General features: G+C 63.9%; 19 protein-coding genes and 2 tRNA genes. 10 read left to right on the plus strand and 11 right to left on the minus strand.

The genetic code is table 11. The features are described from left to right. Nucleotides 1-73 precede the first annotated feature (73 nt). From Q0894_RS13370 to phnD, 5 genes are all read right to left on the minus strand, one after another. A complete protein-coding gene (locus Q0894_RS13370; RefSeq protein ID WP_299236210.1) occupies nt 74-1,138 on the minus strand; it encodes an endonuclease/exonuclease/phosphatase family protein in 1,065 nt (354 codons plus the stop codon). A gap of 107 nt (nt 1,139-1,245) precedes the next feature. Further along, nucleotides 1,246-2,055 (minus strand): phosphonate ABC transporter, permease protein PhnE, encoded by an 810-nt coding sequence (phnE, locus tag Q0894_RS13375; RefSeq protein ID WP_299236213.1) that lies wholly within the window; start codon nt 2,053-2,055, stop codon nt 1,246-1,248. Continuing rightward, the gene (gene phnE, locus Q0894_RS13380; protein WP_299236215.1) at nt 2,049-2,864 is read right to left on the minus strand and encodes a phosphonate ABC transporter, permease protein PhnE; all 816 of its coding nucleotides are present in this window, start codon (nt 2,862-2,864) and stop codon (nt 2,049-2,051) included. Before phnE (Q0894_RS13380) ends, phnE (Q0894_RS13375) begins: the two co-directional genes overlap by 7 nt. After that, complete coding sequence (gene phnC, locus Q0894_RS13385) at nt 2,851-3,660, minus strand: phosphonate ABC transporter ATP-binding protein (protein WP_299236217.1); 810 nt, start codon at nt 3,658-3,660, stop codon at nt 2,851-2,853. The genes phnE (Q0894_RS13380) and phnC overlap by 14 nt, the downstream gene beginning before the upstream one ends. Before the next feature lie 92 nt (nt 3,661-3,752). After that, a complete protein-coding gene (gene phnD / locus Q0894_RS13390) occupies nt 3,753-4,757 on the minus strand; it encodes a phosphate/phosphite/phosphonate ABC transporter substrate-binding protein (RefSeq protein ID WP_299236219.1) in 1,005 nt (334 codons plus the stop codon). A 103-nt stretch (nt 4,758-4,860) separates the two neighbouring features. On the opposite strand from phnD, the gene Q0894_RS13395 reads away from it, so the two are divergent. Beyond that, the gene (locus Q0894_RS13395; protein ID WP_299236221.1) at nt 4,861-5,478 is read left to right on the plus strand and encodes a histidine phosphatase family protein; all 618 of its coding nucleotides are present in this window, start codon (nt 4,861-4,863) and stop codon (nt 5,476-5,478) included. Here the strand turns inward: Q0894_RS13395 and glpD are convergent. Together glpD and Q0894_RS13405 are read right to left on the minus strand one after the other, a co-directional pair. Further along, a complete protein-coding gene (gene glpD, locus Q0894_RS13400; RefSeq protein WP_299236222.1) occupies nt 5,435-6,961 on the minus strand; it encodes a glycerol-3-phosphate dehydrogenase in 1,527 nt (508 codons plus the stop codon). The two genes, Q0894_RS13395 and glpD, sit on opposite strands and share 44 nt — an antisense overlap. Nucleotides 6,962-7,139: 178 nt before the next feature. Further along, the gene (locus tag Q0894_RS13405) at nt 7,140-7,898 is read right to left on the minus strand and encodes a DeoR/GlpR family transcriptional regulator (RefSeq protein WP_195689363.1); all 759 of its coding nucleotides are present in this window, start codon (nt 7,896-7,898) and stop codon (nt 7,140-7,142) included. A 184-nt stretch (nt 7,899-8,082) separates the two neighbouring features. On the opposite strand from Q0894_RS13405, the gene glpK reads away from it, so the two are divergent. The 3 genes from glpK (at nt 8,083) to Q0894_RS13420 (ending at nt 9,870) form a co-directional block, all read left to right on the plus strand. Further along, on the plus strand, nt 8,083-9,567 hold the full coding sequence (glpK, locus tag Q0894_RS13410; RefSeq protein WP_299236227.1) for a glycerol kinase GlpK: 1,485 nt from the start codon (nt 8,083-8,085) through the stop codon (nt 9,565-9,567). 124 nt (nt 9,568-9,691) lie between these two features. Further along, a tRNA-Val gene (locus Q0894_RS13415) sits at nt 9,692-9,768 on the plus strand. A 25-nt stretch (nt 9,769-9,793) separates the two neighbouring features. Beyond that, nucleotides 9,794-9,870: transfer RNA gene (locus tag Q0894_RS13420), tRNA-Val, on the plus strand. Nucleotides 9,871-9,925: 55 nt separating this feature from the next. On the opposite strand, the gene Q0894_RS13425 is transcribed toward Q0894_RS13420, so the two are convergent. From Q0894_RS13425 to Q0894_RS13440, 4 genes are all read right to left on the minus strand, one after another. Continuing rightward, on the minus strand, nt 9,926-10,384 hold the full coding sequence (locus tag Q0894_RS13425; protein WP_299236230.1) for a GAF domain-containing protein: 459 nt from the start codon (nt 10,382-10,384) through the stop codon (nt 9,926-9,928). Nucleotides 10,385-10,586: 202 nt separating this feature from the next. Continuing rightward, the gene (locus Q0894_RS13430) at nt 10,587-11,381 is read right to left on the minus strand and encodes a MetQ/NlpA family ABC transporter substrate-binding protein (RefSeq protein ID WP_299236232.1); all 795 of its coding nucleotides are present in this window, start codon (nt 11,379-11,381) and stop codon (nt 10,587-10,589) included. 76 nt (nt 11,382-11,457) lie between these two features. Further along, entirely contained in the window at nt 11,458-12,111 is a 654-nt protein-coding gene (locus Q0894_RS13435; protein ID WP_195689359.1) for a methionine ABC transporter permease, read from the minus strand. Continuing rightward, nucleotides 12,092-13,153, minus strand: coding sequence for a methionine ABC transporter ATP-binding protein (locus tag Q0894_RS13440; RefSeq protein ID WP_195689358.1), 1,062 nt, complete (start codon nt 13,151-13,153; stop codon nt 12,092-12,094). Before Q0894_RS13440 ends, Q0894_RS13435 begins: the two co-directional genes overlap by 20 nt. A 385-nt stretch (nt 13,154-13,538) precedes the next feature. On the opposite strand from Q0894_RS13440, the gene Q0894_RS13445 reads away from it, so the two are divergent. The 6 genes from Q0894_RS13445 (at nt 13,539) to upp (ending at nt 18,175) form a co-directional block, all read left to right on the plus strand. Beyond that, nucleotides 13,539-14,171, plus strand: coding sequence for a riboflavin synthase subunit alpha (locus Q0894_RS13445; protein WP_299236238.1), 633 nt, complete (start codon nt 13,539-13,541; stop codon nt 14,169-14,171). Nucleotides 14,172-14,355: 184 nt separating this feature from the next. Continuing rightward, nucleotides 14,356-15,657: an NCS2 family permease gene (locus Q0894_RS13450; protein WP_299236240.1), complete on the plus strand. Its 1,302-nt coding sequence runs from the start codon at nt 14,356-14,358 to the stop codon at nt 15,655-15,657. Nucleotides 15,658-15,683: 26 nt separating this feature from the next. Beyond that, nucleotides 15,684-16,229 (plus strand): adenine phosphoribosyltransferase, encoded by a 546-nt coding sequence (locus Q0894_RS13455; RefSeq protein WP_132044833.1) that lies wholly within the window; start codon nt 15,684-15,686, stop codon nt 16,227-16,229. 4 nt (nt 16,230-16,233) lie between these two features. Further along, nucleotides 16,234-16,713 carry a xanthine phosphoribosyltransferase gene (gene gpt / locus Q0894_RS13460; protein ID WP_299236242.1) on the plus strand — a complete coding sequence of 160 codons (480 nt, stop codon included), beginning with the start codon at nt 16,234-16,236 and terminating at the stop codon, nt 16,711-16,713. 17 nt (nt 16,714-16,730) lie between these two features. Beyond that, nucleotides 16,731-17,429 (plus strand): uracil-DNA glycosylase, encoded by a 699-nt coding sequence (gene ung / locus Q0894_RS13465; RefSeq protein ID WP_161422562.1) that lies wholly within the window; start codon nt 16,731-16,733, stop codon nt 17,427-17,429. Between the two features lie 116 nt (nt 17,430-17,545). After that, nucleotides 17,546-18,175, plus strand: coding sequence for a uracil phosphoribosyltransferase (upp, locus tag Q0894_RS13470; protein ID WP_132044827.1), 630 nt, complete (start codon nt 17,546-17,548; stop codon nt 18,173-18,175). Nucleotides 18,176-18,337: the final 162 nt, after the last annotated feature.

The following is an 18,337-nucleotide window of genomic DNA, read 5'->3' on the forward strand; positions in this document are numbered from 1 at the left end:
AGCTTCCAGCTTCCAGCTTCCAGCTTCCAGCTTCCAGCTTCCAGCTTCCAGCTTCCAGCTTCCAGCTTCCAGCTTACTCTTGCTGTTCTTTCACCTTGCCCTCGCGGGCGGTTTCCCGAGCCTCGCGGTGCTCGGCCTGTTCGGCGTCGGGGGTATCATGCTCATCGGCCCGGACAGGCCGGAAGCAGAGCGTGCTCAGGATCGGAAAGTGGTCCGAGCCGAAGCCGTTGAGTCGTTTCAGCTCGCGCAGGGTGAAGTGTTCACTGGTGAAGACGTGGTCCAGTGGCCAGCGCAGGAGGGGGTACTTGGCATGGAAGCTGCTGAACATGCCGCGACCACGGCGCGGGTCGAGCATGCCGCTGACCCGGCAGAACAGCCGGGTGGTACGTGACCAGGCGACATCGTTGAGATCCCCGGCCACCAGTGTCGGTACCGGGTCCGCGTGAATGGCCCTGCCGACCAGCAGCAGTTCCGCGTCGCGCCAGAGGGACTCCTTGCTCTCACCGGGGGCAGGCGGACGCGGATGCAGGGCATGGAAGCGGATTTCATCGCCGCAGCGTAGCCGGACGCCGGTCAGAATCGACGGAATGTCGTCCTGAATCAGCCACTCGACCCGGGGTGAGATCAGGGGCAGGCGGGAGTAGAGGTGCATACCATAGAGGTTGTTCAACGGAATCCGCACGGCATGCGGCCACTCCTTGTTCAGGGCGGCATCCAGCTGCTCCTGCCACCAGCCATCCGATTCCAGCGTCAGCACGATATCGGGTCGGTGGTCGTGTATCTGGGTGATCAGATCCCGGGCATTGCGGTTGGGCGTGAGCACATTGGCGATCATCAGCGTCAGGCAGCGATCATCGTTGCCCGGCTCGGCCGCTTTAACCTGCACCGGCCATAGCGGGGTCCACGGCAGCACATAGGCGAGCTGGATCGCCACTACCAGTAGACAGGCGCCCAGGCCGACCCATGACCAGGGGGCGTCGGCGAATGCCCCGATGGGCAGCAGCAGCAGGGCGACACCGGCCAGCTGCACGCGGGGGAATTCGGCGATGCGGATCCACCACCAGGTGACGCGAAGCCGGGCCGCCAGGGTAATGACGAGCAGCAGCAGGGCAAGCGCGGTGTAGAGAATGGAGATCATGGCGCTGGCTCTCTTGTAAGGTGTGGTGCCAGCATACCCTGTCGCGTTTCCTGGCTCGACTGTTGCTGGCTCGATCATTGCCGCGTCGCCTGGAGCAGCGGACTCGACTACATGACGCGGCGGCGCAGCAGGGCGGTAATGGCCTCTCCGATCAGGACCAGCAGGATGATGGCGACCAGGATAGTAGCCACCGTCTGCCAGGCGAAGGTGTCGATGGAGCCCTGCAGGATCACGCCGATGCCGCCGGCTCCGACCAGCCCCAGCACCGTGGATTCCCGGATATTGATGTCCCAGCGCAGGATGACGATGGCGAAGAAGGCCGGAACCACCTGGGGAACGATGGCATAGACGATCACCTTCGCCTTCGAGGCGCCGGTGGCCTCCATGGCCTCCACCGGGCGGCGGTCGATCTCCTCGATGGCCTCACTCATCAGCTTGCCGATGAACCCCACCGAACGACACATGATGGCGAGTATTCCGGCCAGCACGCCGGGGCCAAAGATCGCCACAAACAGCAGTGCCCAGATGATGGTATTGACCGAGCGGCTCGCCACCAGGATAAAGCGGCCTAGCCACAGGCAGGCACGATTGGGCGTGGTGTTCTGGGCGGCGATATAGGAGACCGGCAGTGCGATGAAGATGGTCAGCATGGTGGCAAGGGTGGCGATATGTACGGTCTCGACCATGGCATCGAGGATCTCGCCGAGTCGGCTCGGGTCCGGCGGCCACATGCGAGACCCCAGGTTCGAGATCTGGTTCGGCGCATCCCACACCCAGGGCCAGAAGATATCGATATCGCGTACCGCCCAGACCACCAGCATCAGCGTCACCAGCATTGCGCCATAGCGGACAAGCTGTTCCCGAGGGTTGTGGCGTCGCCAGATGCGAGCAGCCAGCAGGTCGTCGTTGTCTACCATATCCTCTTCCTTACCCAGCCGCTGACGCCCTCGCTGATGAGTATCACCGCGATGATCACCAGCAGGATGGCGAAGGCGAAGTCATAGTCGTAGCGCCCGAAGGCATTCATCAGGGTGCTGCCGATGCCCCCCGCTCCGACGATCCCTACCACTGCAGAGGCGCGCAGATTGCTGTCGAGCTGATACATGGAGAGCCCCACCTGGCGCGGCAGGATCTGGGGGAAGACGGCATAGTAGAGCGTTGCGAGGTAGCCGGCGCCGGTGGAGCGCATGGCCTCCACCTGGCCCCAGTCGATCTCCTCGATCTCCTCGGCGAGCAGCTTGCCGACGAAGCCGATGGAGTAGAGGGTCAGGGTCAGGATCCCTGCCAGGGGGCCGAAGCCGACGGCAGCCACGAAGAGAATGGCGACGATCACCGGGTGGAAGCTGCGAGACACGATGATCACCGTGCGGCCCAGCAGGTAGATGGGCAATGGAGCGATGTTGCGTGCCGCCATCACCGCAAAGGGGATCGACAGCAGGACCCCGAGCAGTGTGGCAAGAATGGCGATCTGCAGGCTCTCCGTGAAGCCGGTCAGCAGCAGGTCGAAGCGGGAGAAGTTCGGCGGAAAGCCACCGCCGAAGATGCGCGCCGCCCGTGGCAGCCCTTCGCCGATGCGCTCCCAGTTGAAGGGCAGGGTGGTCAGTGCCCAGCTCAGATAGCCTGCCAGCAGGGCCAGCAGGCCATAGCGCAACAGGGGGTTGGCGATAAAGGGCGGCTTGCGCCAGGCGCGGGCGTCGCTCTTCTCGCTGGGATCAGGTCGGGTCATGATCGCTCTCTCGCTCCTTCGAGCCCCTCTCGGGTGTCGTGCTCGCATCTTCAGGCGACTCGATGCCGCCGTAGATGGCGTCCAGTGCCTCCTTGTCGAACTCGACGGGCGTGCCATCGAAGATCATGGTGCCATGTCTCAGGCCGACGATGCGGTCGGTGTAGCTCCTGGCCTGGGCCACGTTATGGATATTGATCAATACCGGCAGCGATAGCTCGCTGGCCAGGCTCTGCAGCAGCATCATGATCTGCTCCGAGGTGCGTGGGTCCAGAGACGCCGTGGGCTCGTCGGCCAGCAGCACCTCCGGTTCCTGCATCAGGGCACGCACCACCCCTACCCGCTGGCGCTCACCCCCTGAGAGCTCGTCGGCACGCTTGTTGGCATAGTGAGCGATCCCCACGCGTTCCATCAGTGCGAAGGCGCGCTCGATATCCTCCGCCGGAAAGCGGCGCGTCACGGCTTGGAAGAGGCTGACGTAGCCCAGCCGGCCGGCCAGCACGTTCTCCATCACGGTGAGGCGGTCGATCAGATTGAAGCCCTGGAAGACCATGCCGATCTTGCGTCGCACGCGGCGAAGCTCTCGGCGGCGAAGGTTGACGATCTCCGTGCCGTTGAGCTTGATCGACCCTGAGGTGGGCTCCACGAGGCGGTTGATGCAGCGCAGCAGGGTGCTCTTGCCGGCGCCGGAGGCCCCGACGATGGCAACGACACTATTGCCCTCCACGGCAAGGTCGAGCCCCTTGAGTACGGGCTCGTCCTGACCGTAGCGCTTGATCAGGTTGGTTATCTCTAGCATGGGGGAGTCCAGACGGGCGAAAGGGCGAGGGGGTGACAGAGCAGAGACGCCGGCCTTGCCGCATCGGCCGGCGTCATCCCCTGAGGTCAGGGTTACTCGAGGTTATCGGGGGTGTACTCGACCCCGTTGGCACTCTGGATGGTGCGGATCACCTTCCAGTGCTCCTGATAGTTGATGGGGATAAACTTCTCGACCCCCTCGAACTCCTCGCCCAGCTCGGTACCGGCGAAGTCGAAGCTGAAGAAGGCCTCCTCGATCCTGTCGACCAGGTCCGGGTGCAGGTTATGGGCATAGTTGTATGAGGTGGTCGGGAAGCTGTCCGACTCATAGAGGATCCTGACGTCATCCGGGTCATACAGACCACGAGCGGCCATGCGCTCGACGACCTCCGAGGCGACCGGGGCGGCATCATAGTCCTGCGCCACCACCCCGAGCATGGACTGGTCGTGGCTCCCGGAATAGACCACCTCATAGTCTTCGCCTGGGACGATGCCCATCTCGGGGAACAGGGCGCGCGGCGCCTGGTTGCCGGAGTTGGAGGTGGGCGAGGTATGGGCGACCCGCTTGCCCTTGAGATCCTCCAGATCGTCGATGCCGGAGTCGACATGAGTATAGAGCTGAAGGGTGTAGCCGAAGCGACCGTCGTCGGAGCCCATCAGCGCGAAGGGCACGGCCCCCGCCAGGTTGACGGCAAAGGGGGTGGGGCCGGTGGAGAAGCCGGCAATATGCAGGCGGCCGCTGCGCATCGCCTCGACCTGAGCAGAGTTGGACTGCACGGCGAAGAAGCGCACATCGCGTCCGGTCACCTCCTCGAGATGCTCGATGAATGGCTGCCAGATATCGGAATAGATCGCCGGATCTTCCACCGGGGTGTAGGCGAAGATCAGGGTGTCGGGGTCGGCCCACTCGGACTCGTCGGTCGGGCGGTCGGCGACCATGTCGCCGTTCTCGTCACAGTAGATGGCATCCAGGGCGCCGCGTTCGCACTCCTCCTGAGCCTGGGCCTGGGTCGCGACCAGCAGGGAGAGGGGCAGCAGCGAGGAGAGGGCCAGCGTGGCGAGCGGGAGCTTTCGAGACCGGAAAGGATGGTGGATCATGGTGTGCCTCGTGAGATTATTGTTGTGTGACGCGTTCGGAAATCGACATATGGATGATTGATTCCGAATACCATCAACCCAATCTAGAGTTCGGGATGAAAGCATGTCAACCACTTTCCCTGCCGTGAAAGGTGCGTGGCAGAACCGTTACCTGCTGATGCGCCATGGCCACAGCCTGGCCAACCAGCAGGGAGTGATCATCAGCTCGCCGGAACGCGGACTGGCCGATTACGGCCTCTCCCGCCAGGGTCAACAGCAGCTCGATCGTCTGCTGTCTGTCTGGCACTGGGCGGTCCCCGACCGCATCCTGCATTCGGACTTTCGGCGTACCAGCGAGACGGCAAAGCGCATCGCAGGGCACTTCGGGCTCGCGCTCGACGCCGACCCGCGCCTGCGTGAACGCCACTTCGGTAGTCTCGAGGGCGAACAGGATGACCGCTATGCCGAGGTCTGGGCCAGTGATGCCCGCGATCCGGACCATCACCATGCGGGGGTGGAGAGCGTGGTCGAGGTGGCGGCACGGATGCGTGCGGTGATCGCCGAGCTGGAGCGGCGCCATAACGGGGAGAGCATCCTGCTGGTCAGCCACGGAGATCCGTTGCAGATCCTGCTGACCGCCCTGGAGGGGCGTGAGCTGAGCCGGCATCGCGAGCGCGAGCCGCTCAGCCCGGCGAGCATCACCCCCTTGCCGTCGGCGCCTGCTGTTCCGGGTGATGGCTGATCCTTCGGGCCAGGTAGTGATCCAGCCGTTGTTGCTGGTCGGCTGTCAGGCTCAGTCCGAGCTTGGTTCGCCGCCACAGGATGTCATCGAGGGAGCGAGCCCACTCCCGTTCGATAAGGTAGTCCACCTCGGCGGCCGTCAGTCCGGCGCCGAACGCCTCGCCGAGAGCGGCCTGGGAGTCCTTGCCGTCGAGAAAGGTATGGCACAGGCTGCCATAGGTGCGTGCAAAGCGCCGCGCCTGGGCAGTATCCAGAAAGGGGTAGGTCGTCAGCAGGTGTGCTTCGAAGCCGGCCTGGTCGCCGAAATCCCCTCCGGGCAGTGGGGTGGCGGCGGTCCAGGCGGCGGCCATCCTTGGTAGATATGGGCTCAGGGCCGTCAGGGCCGCCTCGGCGAGCTTTCGGTAGGTGGTGATCTTGCCGCCGAATACCGAGAGCAAGGGGGCGCCCCGGGTGTCCAGGTCGAGGGTATAGTCTCGGGTCATGGCCGAAGGATCCGCCGACTCGTCGTCGCAGAGTGGGCGTACGCCGGAGAAGGTGCGGATAACGTCATCACGGGTAAGCCGGGCGGTGAAGTGAGCATTGATCACCGAGAGCAGGTAGTCGACCTCCTCCTCGCTGGCTTCGACCTTGGCGGGGTCACCCCGGTAGCGCCGGTCGGTGGTGCCGATCAGGCTGAATTCCTGGTCATAGGGCAGCACGAAGACGATGCGTCCGTCGGTGTTCTGAAGGATAAACGCCCGCTCATCCTGATTGAGCCGTGGCACCACCAGATGGCTGCCCTGGATCAGGCGCACCCCGTAGCGTGAAGTCCTTCTGGCCTGGCGACTCACCACCTCTTCCACCCATGGGCCGGCGGCGTTGACCAGGGTGCGGCAACGCCGGGTCAGGCGTCGCCCCGAGTCACACTCTTCCAGCTCGATCTCCCATTGTCCCTCTGCCTCCTTGATCCCGGTACAGCGTGTGCCGACCATGATCTCGGCGCCGTTGTCGCGGGCCTGGATGGCATTCAGCACCACCAGGCGGGCGTCATCCACCCAGCAGTCGGAGTATTCGAATCCGCGAGTGATCTCGGGGATTAGGCCCAGGTCTGGAGTAAGCGTGATGGCCCGTGAGCCAGGCAGTTTCTTGCGCTTGCCGAGATGATCGTAAAGAAACAGTCCGGCACGCAACATCCAGGTCGGGCGCAGGTGAGAGCGGTGCGGGAGGATGAAGCGCAGTGGCCAGATGATATGCGGGGCCTTGGCGAGCAGCACCTCACGCTCGCGCAGGGCCTCGCGCACCAGGCGAAACTCGTGATGCTCCAGATAGCGCAAGCCACCGTGGATCAGCTTGCTGCTGGCCGACGAGGTGGCGCCGGCGAGGTCCCCCTGTTCGCACAGGCCGACCGTCAGGCCACGGCCGGCGGCATCGTTGGCAATGCCGCTGCCGTTGATGCCGCCGCCGATCACGAAGAGGTCGAGCACCTCATCGGACGTATCGTACATGGGGCTTCCTTCCGGAGTATCCGGTGTTGCGTGATGTTTGAATTCGAAAATAGATGAAAACAAAACGAACATCAAGGCGCGGCCTTGCCCCGGGCCCGGCAGGTCAGCGTGTGTACCTCGGGCAAGGGGTATCGGGCGGGGTCGTCAGGCGAGGGGGTGTCGGGCGAGAGTGCTGGAGTCAGGCGATATGCAGCGCTACATCATGCTGCTCGAGCAGGCGGCAGATGGCGTCGGGGGGTGTTCGGTCGGTAAACAGGGCGTCGAGCTGGGCCAGGTTGCCCTGGCGAACCACCGGGTTGCGCTGGAACTTGGAGTGGTCGGTGGCCAGAAAGACCTTGCGGGAGTTGCGGATGATGGCCTGAGCCACCCGCACCTCCTGATAGTCGAACTCCAGCAGTGAGCCATCCTCGTCGATGCCGCTGATGCCGATGATGCCGAAGTCGACCTTGAACTGGTTGATGAAGTCGATGGTCGCCTCGCCGATGATGCCGCCATCGCGGGAGCGAACCTGTCCGCCGGCGATGATCACGTTGAAGTCCTCCTTGTGCTGGAGAATCGCCGCCACATTGAGGTTGTTGGTGATCACCTCCAGCCCCTGGTGAGCGAGCAGAGCCTCGGCGATCACCTCGTTGCTGGTGCCGATATTGATGAACAGCGAGGAGTGGTCGGGCACGTGCCGGGCGAGCAGGGCGGCGATACGCTGCTTGGCCTCGAGATTTAGGGTCTTGCGGGTCGAGTAGGCGGTATTGACGGTGCTCGACTCCAGGCCAGCCCCACCATGGACGCGGCGGATGCGCCCCTCGGCGGAGAGGGTGTTGAGGTCGCGGCGGATGGTCTGGGGTGTGACCGCGAAGTGTTCGGTGAGCTGCTCGATACTGGCATAGCCCTGGCGACGCACCAGCTCGATGATCGCGTCCTGGCGTTGCTGTTGATTCATGGGGTCTCCTCGGCTTCCCGGAGTTTTTTCATCGCCTTCATCGTCACGGCCCTCGCGGGCGGCGTGTCGGCGCATTGGCGTTTGAGCGCGGTGATCGACTGGAGTAGTCTGAATGATCATAAACGAACATTGCCGTCAGGGCTTCGCCCAGGCTTGCCGTTAACCCCGTCACAGGATGCTTGCCATGGCTTCATACCTTCTGGCCATCGACCAGGGCACTACCAGCTCCCGCGCTATCCTCTTCGGCCGCCATGGGGAGTGCGTGGCCTCGGCACAGCGTGAGTTTCCCCAGCACTTTCCCCACGATGGCTGGATCGAGCATGACCCCGAGGATATCTGGGAGAGCGTGCTCGCCACCTGTCGCGAGGTGCTGACCAAGGCGGGTGTGGCCCCCCAGGCGATCGACGGGGTCGGTATCACCAATCAACGCGAGACGACCCTGGTATGGGATCGGAACACCGGGGAGCCGCTGTATAACGCCATCGTCTGGCAGGACCGTCGCACCGACGAGGCGTGCCAGGCCTTGCGCCGGGCGGGTCATCTGGATGATGTTCAGGCGCGGACCGGTTTGCTGATCGATCCCTACTTCTCGGCCACCAAGCTGGCCTGGCTGCTCGATGAGGTGCCTGATGCCCGGGCCCGGGCCGAGCGTGGCGAGCTGGCCTTCGGCACCGTCGATACCTTCCTGGTCTGGCGTCTGACCGGTGGCCGAGTGCATGCCACCGATGCCACCAACGCCTCGCGTACGGCCCTGTTCAATATCCATGAGCAGTGTTGGGACGAGGCGCTGCTGGCCCTGTTCGATATTCCGGCGAGCCTGCTGCCCGAGGTCAAGGACTCCAGCGACGACTTCGGTGTACTGGAGCGCCAGTGGCTGGGGCATGAGCCGCCCATCGCCGGGGTGGCGGGCGACCAGCAGGCCGCCCTGGTCGGCCAGGCCTGCTTCTCGCCGGGCATGGGCAAGAGTACCTATGGCACCGGCTGCTTCATGATCGTCAACACCGGGGAGAGCCCCGAGGTCTCGCGTAACCGCCTGCTGACCACGGTGGCCTATCGGCTGAATGGCAAACCCACCTACGCCATGGAGGGCAGCATCTTCGTGGCGGGGGCCACCGTGCAGTGGCTGCGAGACGGCCTGCGGCTGTTTGCCGATGCCGCCGAGACGGAAGCCCTGGCCTGCCAGACCCGCAGTGGACACAGCGTCTATCTGGTGCCGGCCTTTACCGGTCTCGGAGCACCGCACTGGGACCCCAGGGCGCGAGGTGCCATTCTTGGTCTGACCCGAGACACCGGGATTGCAGAGATCGTGGCCGCCGGGCTGCAGGCCGTCTGCTATCAGACTCGGGACCTGCAGGAGTGCATGGATGACGACATGGCGGCATCCCCGGGCATCCTGCGGGTCGATGGCGGCATGGTCGCCAACAACTGGGTGATGCAGTTTCTCGCCGACATGCTCGGTGTGCCGGTGGACCGACCGACGGTGCTGGAGACCACGGCACTCGGCGCCGCCTATCTCGCCGGCCTGCGCCTGGGGTGGTATCGCGACCTCGAGGAGATTGCCGGGCTGTGGCGGTGTGAAAGGCGATTTTCGCCGCAGATGGACGAGGGGGAGCGTGAGCGCCTCTATGCCGGCTGGAAGGAGGCCGTCGAGCGGGTGCGCACCCAGTAGCCCTGTGCCGGGCCAAGATGCTGATTCCTCGGCCTTGGCGGGAATATTGGGCTTGCATTTTCGGAGCGGATGGGTAGAATACGCATCCGTTGCCACGCATGATGTCATGCAGCAGGCGAGATGCAGGACCATAGCTCAGTTGGTTAGAGCGCCACGTTGACATCGTGGAGGTCGGCGGTTCAAATCCGCCTGGTCCTACCAAGTCTCACCTCTGGCAGCATTTCTTAGGACCATAGCTCAGTTGGTTAGAGCGCCACGTTGACATCGTGGAGGTCGGCGGTTCAAATCCGCCTGGTCCTACCAGATTCCGAATCACCCCCGCAGCCTCGCTGCGGGGGTGATTTGCTATGCGAGCGCGCTAGGTGAGGTCGGTGCGCTCGATAAAGGTGGCGACCAGGGCCTCGACTCCCTCCCGATCGACCGCGCTGAAGCGGCCTTGCCTCGGGCTGTCCAGATCGAGTACGCCCCACAGGTCATCGTTCACGATGACAGGCACGACCAGCTCGGACCGCGATGCCGCATCGCAGGCGATATGGTCGGCCACGGCATGGACGTCATCCACCCGCTGGGTGGTGCGAGTGCGTGCCGCAGCACCGCACACGCCCTTGCTGAAGGGGATCGGGTGGCAGGCCGGCTTGCCCTGGAAGGGGCCCAGGGTAAGCAGTTCGGGCTCGCCCTGTAGATAGAAACCGACCCAGTTGAGGTCGGGTACCTGCTCCATGATGAAGGCGCATGTCTGGGCGCTATTGGTCAGCCAGTCTCGGGTATCCAGCAGCGCTGCCAGTTGGCGGTTCAGCAGCGAGTAGTCGGGTGTCATCTTGGCTCCTTGAAACGCAAGGGCCGGCCTCGCGGCCGGCCCTTTAGCTATCCGAGTCATTTGTCACTCGGGGCTGATCCGTCGCCAAGCCTTCGAGGAGGCGCTGTGAACCCTTCCCTGGGCGCTACCGACGCCGTCCATGGCGTAGGACCTCCTCTTCGGCTTGCCCCCGGTGCCCCTCGCGGCAGGCAATCAAGCTACCTTACTTCCAGCCGGGTACCGCCTGGGCGCCAAAGAGCTCCTCGGCCTTGGCCTCGACCGCCTCGGTCTGATAGGCCTTGACCAGCTGCTGGATCGCCTCACGCTCCTCGTCACCGCCACGCACGGCGATCAGGTTGACATAGGGAGACTCCGGGCCCTCCTTGATCAGGGCGTCATCCAGGGTCAGGCCGGCGGGCTGGGCGAAGGTGTTGTTGATAAAGGCCATGTCCACATCGGGCAGCACCCGCGGCAGCTGGGCGGCTTCGATCTCGCGGAACTCGAAGTCACGCGGATTGGCGGCGATATCCAGCGGGGTGGCCTCGAGGTTCTCGGGATCCGTCAGCTCCAGCAGTCCCAGATTATGCATCAGGATCAGGGAGCGGCCCTCGTTGGAAGGGTCGTTGGGTAGGGCGATGGTGGCGCCGTCCGGGAGCTCCTCGATGCTGTCGTACTTGTCGGAGTAGGCGCCGATGGGGTAGACGAAGGTATAGCCGGCGACGGCGAAGTCGTAGCCACGATCCTCCACCATGGAGCGCATGTAGGGTTCGTGCTGGTAGGCGTTGGCGTCGAGGCTGCCGTCGGCCAGGGCGGCATTGGGGGTGACGTAGTCGGTGAACTCGATGATCTCCACCTCGAGGCCATACTCGCGCTGGGCGATCTCGGCGGCGACCTCCATCACCTGGGTCTCGGGGCCGGCGACGGTGCCGACCTTGATGGCGTGATCATCGGCGAGGGCGGCGCCGGCACTCAGGGCCAGGGCGGAGGCGAGGGCGGTAGTGAGCAGTGTCTTGTGCATGAGGCGGAATCTCCAGGTCTCGAGTCGGTGGAAATGATGATAACGAAATAAGAATAAAGATTTAAATAGCTTTTGGCTATTTGTGATCGCTCTTGCGCACCAGATAATCCCCCAGGCTCTGAAAGCCCTGCACCATGACGACCAGGATCGCCACGGTAATCAGCATGATGGTGGGGTTGAAGCGATTGTAGCCGTAGCGGATACCCAGGTCGCCCAGGCCGCCGCCGCCAACGGCACCGGCCATGGCCGAGTAGCTCACCAGGGTCACGATGGTAACGGTAAGGGCGGTGAAGATGCCGCCCCTGGCCTCCGGTAGCAGTACCTTGTGGATGATCTGCCAGGGGGTGGCGCCCATCGACTGGGCGGCCTCGACCAGGCCTGGGTTGATCTCGTTGAGCGCACCCTCCACCAGGCGTGCGATAAAGGGGATGGCGGCGATGGTCAGTGGCACCGCGGCGGCGTTGGTGCCGATGGAGGTGCCAACGAGCATGCGCGTGAAGGGGATGATCGCCACCATCAGAATGATAAAGGGGATGGAGCGGCCGATATTGGTGATAATGCCCAGTGCATTATTGAGCACCGGCTGGGCCAGTACCTGGCCAGGACGGGTGACATATAGCAGCACTCCCAGCGGGATGCCCGCCAGAGCCGAGATCACCCCCGAGATGCCCACCATATAGAGGGTGTCGAGTGTTGCCTTGAGAATCAGTTCAAGCATCGCGCTGGACATGGCCGAGCACCTCCACCTGCAGGTCGTGGGATTCGAGATAGTCGAGGGCCTCGCGGGTCTTGGCCGCGGGACCCATGAGTTCGGCGATCATCAGGCCCAGGGTGCGCTCCTGGATCGATTCCACCTTGGCCTGAAGGATACTGACGTCGACGCCGCACTCCCTGGCCAGGCGTGATACCAGCGGCGCGGCCACGGCATCGCCACGGAAGGCCAGTCGCACCACAGGATGAGTGTGCGGGCCCGGTGACTCTTCGAGGCGCTCGATGAGGGCGCGGGGGGGCTCCAGCTTGAGAAAGTCATTGAGGAACTCACGCCCCAGACGCGTGTTGGGTGAGGTGAAGAAGTCGCCCACCTCGGCCTCTTCCACCAGCTCGCCGTCGGAGATCAGGCTGACCCGATGGCAGATCGACTTGACCACCTCCATCTCATGGGTAATCAGCAGGATGGTCAGGCCGAGCTGCTGGTTGATATCGCGCAGCAGGGCGAGGATCGAACCGGTGGTCTGGGGGTCGAGGGCCGAGGTCGCCTCGTCGCACAACAGCACCTTGGGGCGGCTGGCCAGCGCGCGAGCGATGGCCACACGCTGCTTCTGGCCACCGGAGAGCTGGGCCGGGTACTGGCTGGCCTTGTCGGCGAGGCCGACCAGCTCCAGCAGGGGGGTGACGCGGCTGCGGATCTCGGCCCGCGGCATGCCCATCAGCTCCAGAGGCAGGGCGACGTTGGCGAAGACCGTGCGATTGGTCAGCAGGTTGAAGTGCTGAAAGATCATGCCCATGCCGTGCCGCGCCTGGTTGAGCGCCTGGCGCGACAGGCCGGTGAGCTCCCGCCCATCGACGGTGACGGTGCCTGTGGTGGGGCGCTCGAGAAGGTTGACGCAGCGGATCAGCGTCGACTTGCCGGCCCCGGAGAGGCCGATCACACCATGGATCTGGCCCGCGGGCACGTGGAAGTCGACCTGCTTGAGTGCCTGGACGCTTCGGGCGACGCCATCACGGCGTCCCTTGAGCTGGTAGGTCTTGGAAACGTTGTGGAGTCGGATCATGGATGCCACCGCTGGGGGCGCCGAGGCGGGCGGTGCAGGATGGGGGCAAAAAAAGGCCACCCTGGCGGGTGGCCATCAACGCTGGACACACCCTTTTAGCTGCACTTCACGGCTTGATCGAGTCATGCCGCGGGCGCCCGCAAGCCGGGTTCAAATCGGCGCCATTCAATGTAGCCGGCAAGGATAGGGGGCGGCCGGGGACCTGTCAATCCTGCCGCATGGCTTCCTGCTGGATGGCGCCTTGCGCCATAACATGCTTTGTCGATGACCTGTTTTCCAGTGGATATTGTGGAACTGCACGGCGATGGACGGGGAGGGGGAGAATTTCCTACACTCATGCCTCTTTCCGCCCCGGTCCGGGGGCGCCAGCAGCCAAGGAGACGCCATGTTCACTGGCATCGTGCAGGGCACCGCCGAGGTGGTGGCCATCCAGGAGGCCGAGGCCTTCCGAACCCATGTCGTCCTGCTGCCGGAAGCGCTGCGCAGTGGGCTGGAGATCGGCGCCTCGGTGGCCCATAACGGGGTCTGCCTGACGGTAACCGCCATCGCCGAAGAGGGGGTGAGCTTCGATCTGATGCGCGAGACGATGCGGGTCACCAATCTCGGCACCCTGGCGGTGGGGGATCGCGTCAATATCGAGCGGGCCGCGCGCTTCGGCGACGAGATCGGTGGCCACGCGATGTCGGGACATATCATGGCGCAGGCCGAGCTAGTCGAGCTCGATGAGGCGCCCAACAACCGCCGGCTATGGTTCGAGCTGCCGCATGCCCTGGGACGCTTCCTTTTCGACAAGGGCTATATCGGCGTGGATGGGGCGAGCCTCACCATCGGCGAGGTACGCCAGGCCACCGGCAGGCAGGGGCCGCGCTTCTGCGTCGACCTGATTCCCGAGACCCTGCAGCGCACCACCCTGGGGGAGCGTATGCCGGGTGACCGGGTCAATATCGAGATCGACCCCCAGACCCAGGCGATCGTCGAGACGGTCGAGCGGGTGCTGGCGACAAGGGATACCCAGTAGCGACGTCGAGAGGACGTTGGTGGACGGATTGGCGATTGGCCCATGAGTTGCTTATACAGAGTGCAGGATTGAAGACCGCCGAATAGGCGGTCGCCTCGCATCAACGGTGGGCTTTGGGTACCATGTGCCGCTTTTCCCGCCCCCCGGAACTCCCATACCGTCCACGCGCGCAGGAACGAGCCCCATGAAGAGCCTGATAGACAAGCATTTCAAGCTAGCCGAGCACGGCACCAGCATCAAGACCGAGGTCATCGCGGGAATCACCACCTTCCTGACGATGGCCTATATCATCTTCGTCAACCCCAGCATCCTCTCCGAGGCCGGGATGGATTATGGTGCGGTCTTCGTGGCGACCTGCCTGGCCGCGGCACTGGGCTGTCTGGTGATGGGACTGTGGGCCAACTATCCCATCGCCCAGGCGCCGGGCATGGGGCTCAACGCCTTCTTCACCTACGGTGTGGTGCTCGGCATGGGCTACACCTGGGAGGCGGCCCTGGGGGCGGTGTTCTTCTCGGGGTTCATCTTCCTGCTGCTCAGCATCTTCCGGGTGCGTGAGTGGATCATCAACTCGATTCCGCTCTCGCTGCGTCTTGGCATCGCGGCCGGTATCGGCCTGTTCCTGGCGATGATCGCCATGAAGAATGCCGGCATCGTGGTCGCCAATCCGGCCACCTACGTGTCGGTGGGGGACCTCTCCGAGCCCTCGGCACTATATGCCTTGCTGGGCTTCTTCGTGATAACCGCTCTCGCCTACATGCGCGTCACCGGCGCGGTGATGATCGGCATCCTCGGTATCACCGTGCTCTCCATGCTGCTGGGGCATAACGAGTATGGTGGCCTGATGTCCATGCCGCCCTCCATCCTGCCCACCTTCATGGCGCTGGACCTGGCCGGGGCGCTGGATATCGCCATGCTGAGCGTGATCTTCGCCTTCCTGTTCGTCGACCTCTTCGACACCTCCGGCACCCTGATCGGCGTGGCCCACAAGGGGGGACTGCTGGACAAGGAGGGCAAGCTGCCGCGCATCGGTCGCGCCATGATGGCCGACAGTACGGCCTCCATGGCCGGCTCCGTGCTGGGCACTTCCACCACCACCAGTTATGTGGAGTCCACCGCCGGCATCGTCTCGGGCGGGCGCACCGGCCTCACCGCCGTGGTGGTGGCCGTGCTGTTCCTGATCAGCCTGTTCTTCGCCCCGCTGGCGGGTTCCATCCCGGCCTATGCCACCGCCGGTGCACTGCTCTATGTGGCGGTGTTGATGGCCAGCAGCCTGGCTCACGCCAACTGGGATGATCCCACGGATGCCGCGCCGGTGTTGATCGCTGCCCTGGCCATGCCGCTGACCTTCTCCATCGCGGAAGGGATTGCGCTGGGCTTCATCAGCTTCGTTGCCATCAAGGCGCTGTCGGGCCGCTTCCGCGATCTCAACCCCGCGGTGATCGTGCTGGCCCTGCTGTTTGCCGCCAAGTTCCTGTTCCTCGACTGAACGAACACTCACTACCGAGAACCGTCATGAGCATCTACGGCGACTATATCAAGTCCGTCATTCGCACCGTTCCCGACTGGCCCAACCCAGGGGTGAACTTCCGCGATATCACCCCGCTGCTGCAGAACAGTGCGGCCTTTCGCAAACTGATCGACAGTTTCGTGCATCGCTACCAGGAGATGGATATCGATGCCGTGGCGGCCATCGATGCACGCGGTTTCATCGTCGGTGCACCGCTGGCCTATGAGCTGGGATGCAGCTTCGTGCCGGTGCGCAAGAAGGGCAAGCTGCCGTTTCGTACCATCAGCGAGACCTATACCCTGGAGTACGGCGAGGCCGAGGTGGAGCTACACTCCGACGCCTTTCAGAGCGGTGATCGCATCCTGATCGTCGATGATCTGATCGCTACCGGCGGTACCATGCTGGCCGCGGCCAAGCTGATCAGCCGCAGCGGTGGCCAGGTGGTGGAGACCGCCACCATCGTCGATCTGCCTGATCTCGGTGGGTCGCAGCGCATCCGCGAGGCCAAGTACAGCGTCTTCGCCGTCTGCTCCTTCACCGAGGACGAGTAACGTCATGAGCACCAACCGCTACCACCAACACTTCACCGTCTCCTGGGATCAGCTGCACCGCGACGTGCGCGAGCTCTGCCGCCGCCTGGTGGAGCGCGACTTCAAGGGAGTCATCGCCATCACGCGCGGCGGCCTGATTCCCGCGGCGCTGATTGCTCGCGAGCTCAATGTTCGCGTGATCGACACCGTCTGCATCAAGAGCTACGACCATATGGAGCAGGGCGGACTCGATGTCCTGAAGGGGGTCGACCATGATGGCGACGGCTGGCTGCTGGTCGATGACCTGGTGGATACCGGCAAGACCGCACGCAAGGTGCGCGAGATGCTGCCGCGTGCGCACTTCGTGACCGTCTACGCCAAGCCCGAGGGCAAGCCCCTGGTCGACCAGTATCTGACCGAGGTGGCTCAGGAGTGCTGGATCCAGTTCCCATGGGATATGGGGGTGGCCTATGTCGAGCCGCTGGCCGATCAGGTCAAGCGCTAAGGCGAGGAGGGCCGGGGATGGCTGCACCGTTACCCGCCAGCTGGCAGCAGTGGCTCGAAGAGGAGTTTCAGGCGCCCTACATGCAGGCGCTGCGCGATTTTCTGGCCGCCGAGAAGGCGGCCAGGAAGGTGATCTACCCGCACTCTTCGGAGTGGTTTCGAGCCTTTGAGCTGACACCGCTGGAGAGGGTCAAGGTCGTGATCCTCGGCCAGGACCCCTATCACGGCCCCGGTCAGGCTCATGGACTTTGCTTCTCGGTGAAGCCTGGCGTGCGCACGCCGCCCTCCCTTGTCAATATCTACAAGGAGCTCGAGGCAGACGTCGGCTTCACGCCTGTGTCCCACGGTAACCTGGAGCATTGGGCGCGCCAGGGCGTGCTGTTGCTCAACACCTCGTTGACGGTGGAGCAGGGCTGCGCCGGCTCGCATCGGGGACGTGGCTGGGAGGCCTTCACCGATCGTGCGATTGAAACGGTCAGTGCCCACGCCGAGCCCTCGGTATTCCTGCTGTGGGGCAGCCATGCCCGTCAGAAGAGAACGCTGGTGGACCGCTCGCGCCATCTGGTGCTGGAGTCACCACACCCTTCGCCGCTCTCGGCCTACCGCGGCTTCTTCGGCAACCATCACTTCTCCCGGGCCAATGCGTTTCTCGCCGAACACGGTCGTGAGCCGATCGACTGGCAGCTACCCGAGCGCATCGATGAGAGTACGCCTTAACCTCAACGCAGGATGCGAGTAGAATGGCGCGCAATTTGTCGCCCGGGTCCATGCGACCAAGGTCGACGGGTTCCGCCGCCTGCAACTCCCGCTGTACTACCTAAGAGGTCCCGCCCATGAGCGTCCATGCCATCCAGCACCCCCTGGTCCAGCACAAGCTGGGCCTGATGCGTGAAGCCGGTATCAGCACCAAGAGCTTTCGTGAACTGGCCGGTGAACTGGCCAAGCTGCTCACCTATGAGGCGACCCAGGATCTGGAGCTTCAGACCCAGGATATCGATGGCTGGAGTGGTGAGAAGATCCCGGTTCAACTGCTCAAGGGCAAGAAGGTCACCATCGTGCCGATCCTGCGTGCCGGTCTGGGTATGCTTGATGGTGTCACCGACCTGATTCCCAGTGCCCGAATCAGCGTGGTAGGCCTCTATCGGGACGAGGAGACCCTCGAGCCGGTGCCCTATTTCGCCAAGTTCGCCAAGGGGCTCGACGAACGCATGGCCATCGTCATCGACCCCATGCTGGCCACCGGCGGCACCATGGTGGCAACGCTGGACATGCTGCGGGAGCGGGGCTGCAAGCATATGAAGGTGATCGTGCTGGTGGCCGCCCCCGAGGGTATCAAGCGGGTACAGGACGCCTACCCCGATATCGAGATCTATACCGCCGGGGTGGATGAGCGCCTCGACGAGAACGGCTATATCGTCCCGGGGCTGGGCGATGCCGGTGACAAGATCTTCGGTACTCGTTGAACGGCCTTACGTCTCTACCGAGTTACCCCTGATGCCGACACCCGTTACCCGGCTGTGGTAGCGGGCGTCGTGTGTGTCGCTTCCCGCCTATTGTGCTTCGCTACGTTCCCGATGCTGCTACGTTCTCGATGCTGCGAAATGTTCGTTTTCGATCATGTCGCG

The sequence above is a fragment of the uncultured Halomonas sp. genome (genome assembly GCF_947501415.1).
GTDB lineage: Bacteria > Pseudomonadota > Gammaproteobacteria > Pseudomonadales > Halomonadaceae > Halomonas.